2 protein-coding genes are annotated in these 2,383 nt (G+C 59.5%); one reads left to right on the plus strand and one right to left on the minus strand.

The window, feature by feature from the left end; all coding sequences use genetic code 11:
• Window positions 1-80: 80 nt before the first annotated feature.
• A complete protein-coding gene (locus ACW9JE_RS30320) occupies window positions 81-1,172 on the minus strand; it encodes a calcium:proton antiporter (protein WP_457434861.1) in 1,092 nt (363 codons plus the stop codon).
• Window positions 1,173-1,355: 183 nt separating this feature from the next.
• Between ACW9JE_RS30320 and ACW9JE_RS30325 the strand changes: the two genes are divergently transcribed.
• Window positions 1,356-2,309: an adenosine deaminase gene (locus ACW9JE_RS30325; RefSeq protein ID WP_457434862.1), complete on the plus strand. Its 954-nt coding sequence runs from the start codon at window positions 1,356-1,358 to the stop codon at window positions 2,307-2,309.
• Window positions 2,310-2,383 lie beyond the last annotated feature (74 nt).

Below are 2,383 nucleotides of genomic sequence, written 5' to 3' on the forward strand. Positions count from 1 at the left end.
ATGTCAGACACATTGATTTTGGCTGACACCCCGCTATCGCGAGCAAGCTCGGCTCCTACAGGGGTTTGTTTGTGCCGGGTTCAGAGGCCCAGCAGCGACAACATGATGAAGGTCGCGAACAGCACAAAATGCGTCATCCCCTCGATGGCATTGGTTTCACCGTCATTCAAATTGATCGCGCTGACAATCAGCGTGATGAAGATCATCACCGTCTGCACCGGGGTCATGGCCATCTGGAATGGCTGGCCGGTGTAGAGCGCCATCGCCTCCATCACAGGCACCGTCAGGATCACCGTCGACAACGACGCCCCCAACGCAATGTTGACCACCGACTGCATACGGTTGGCCAGTGCCGCGCGCAACGCGGTCAGAATCTCCGGCGCCGCGGAAATCGCCGCCACCAGAATCGCCGTGACCACCGGCGGTGCCCCCGTCCCTTCCAGCCCAAGATCGAGGGTCTTGGACATCACCTCCGCCAACGCGCCGATGACCACCACGCCAAACACCAGAATGCCGATGGACAGCGCGAGACTGACGGGTTTCGGTTCCTGCTCGATGGGCTCCTTGCGACGGCGTTTATCCGGATAGCTGTAGCTGAAAAAGTAACTGTGCGGCCCGACCTGCATGCGCAGGAACAGCGCGTAAAGCACCACCATCGCGCCGATGGTGAACGCCGAGTACAACTTCCAACGCTCCTCTGGAATGAACTCCGGGACCACCATCGACACGCCCATGGCGGTGAGGATCATCACGCTGTAACTGCGCGCCGAGTCATCGTTGTAGGACTGTTCGCCATGTTTGAGGCCGCCCATCAACGCCGCCAGGCCTAGAATCCCGTTGATGTCGAGCATCACCGCCGAGTAAATAGTGTCGCGCACCAGAGTCGGCGACGCTTCGTTGCTCATCATGATCGCCAGGATCACCACTTCCACCAGCACCGCCGCCAGGGTCAGGATCATGGTGCCGTAGGGATCACCGACTTTTTCCGCGAGCAGTTCGGCCTGGTGGGCCACGCGCATGGAGGCCGCGATGATGAAAGCGATCAGCACCAGCCCGGCGCTCAGCGCCACCCCCTGCCCGCTGTGCAGCAACCAGTGCTCAAGCGGAAACGCGACCACGGCGGCGAGCACCGCTAGCAGCAGAAAGCTTTCCTGTTTAAGGATCGTGAGCATGGCGGGCCTTTTGCAGTGATAGAGCTGTTAAGCGACTGACTGCGACGCGGTGCTAATGTTTCGTTAGACCTTAGCGTATCGATGGCTCAAACCAGGGTTATGAACCTTTCGGTCAGGTTTTACCGAATGTTTGTGCAAGCACCTGTAGAATGCCCGCCCATCTGCACCTGATGAGAAAAGAATATGTACGACTGGCTGAACGCCCTGCCCAAGGCAGAACTGCACCTGCACCTTGAAGGTTCGCTGGAGCCCGAGCTGCTGTTCGCCCTGGCCGAACGCAACAAGATCGCCCTGCCGTGGAGCGATGTCGAAACACTGCGCAAGGCCTACGCCTTCAACAACCTGCAAGAGTTCCTCGACCTGTACTACCAGGGCGCCGGCGTGCTGCAAACGTCCCAGGATTTCTACGACCTGACCTGGGCCTACCTGCTGCGCTGCAAGGAACAGAACGTTATTCACACAGAACCGTTCTTCGATCCGCAGACCCACACCGACCGTGGCATCCCCTTCGAAGTGGTTCTCAACGGCATCGCCGCCGCCCTGAAAGATGGCGAGCAGCAACTGGGCGTCACCAGCGGCCTGATCCTGAGCTTCCTGCGTCACCTGAGCGAAGAAGAGGCGCAGAAAACACTCGACCAGGCGTTGCCGTTCCGTGAAGCCTTTGTGGCGGTCGGCCTGGACAGCTCCGAGATGGGGCATCCGCCGAGCAAGTTCAAGCGCGTGTTCGACCGTGCCCGCGACGAAGGCTTCCTGACCGTCGCCCACGCCGGTGAAGAAGGTCCGCCCGAGTACATCTGGGAAGCACTCGACCTGCTGAAAATCCAGCGTATCGACCATGGCGTACGCGCCATCGAGGACGAGCGCCTGATGCAGCGGATTATCGACGAGCAGATCCCGCTGACCGTGTGCCCGCTGTCCAACACCAAGCTGTGCGTGTTCGACCACATGTCGCAGCACAACATTCTCGACATGCTCGAGCGTGGCGTGAAAGTGACGGTGAACTCCGATGATCCGGCGTACTTCGGTGGTTATGTCACGGAGAACTTCCATGCTCTGCATACGCATCTGGGGATGACTCAGGATCAGGCCAGGCGACTGGCGCAGAACAGCCTGGATGCGCGGTTGGTGAAGCCGTAAGTAAACCTGTAGGAGCCGAGCTTGCTCGCGAAAGCGGTGTGTCAGTCGACGTCATCATTGACTGACACACCGCA

This window comes from Pseudomonas sp. SDO55104_S430, from assembly GCF_054070595.1.

Excerpts from the sequence above, each read along its gene's own strand:
- ACW9JE_RS30320 (WP_457434861.1), bottom strand. The coding sequence starts at position 1,172 with ATGCTCACGATCCTTAAACAGGAAAGCTTTCTGCTGCTAGCGGTGCTC.
- ACW9JE_RS30325 (WP_457434862.1), top strand. The coding sequence starts at position 1,356 with ATGTACGACTGGCTGAACGCCCTGCCCAAGGCAGAACTGCACCTGCAC.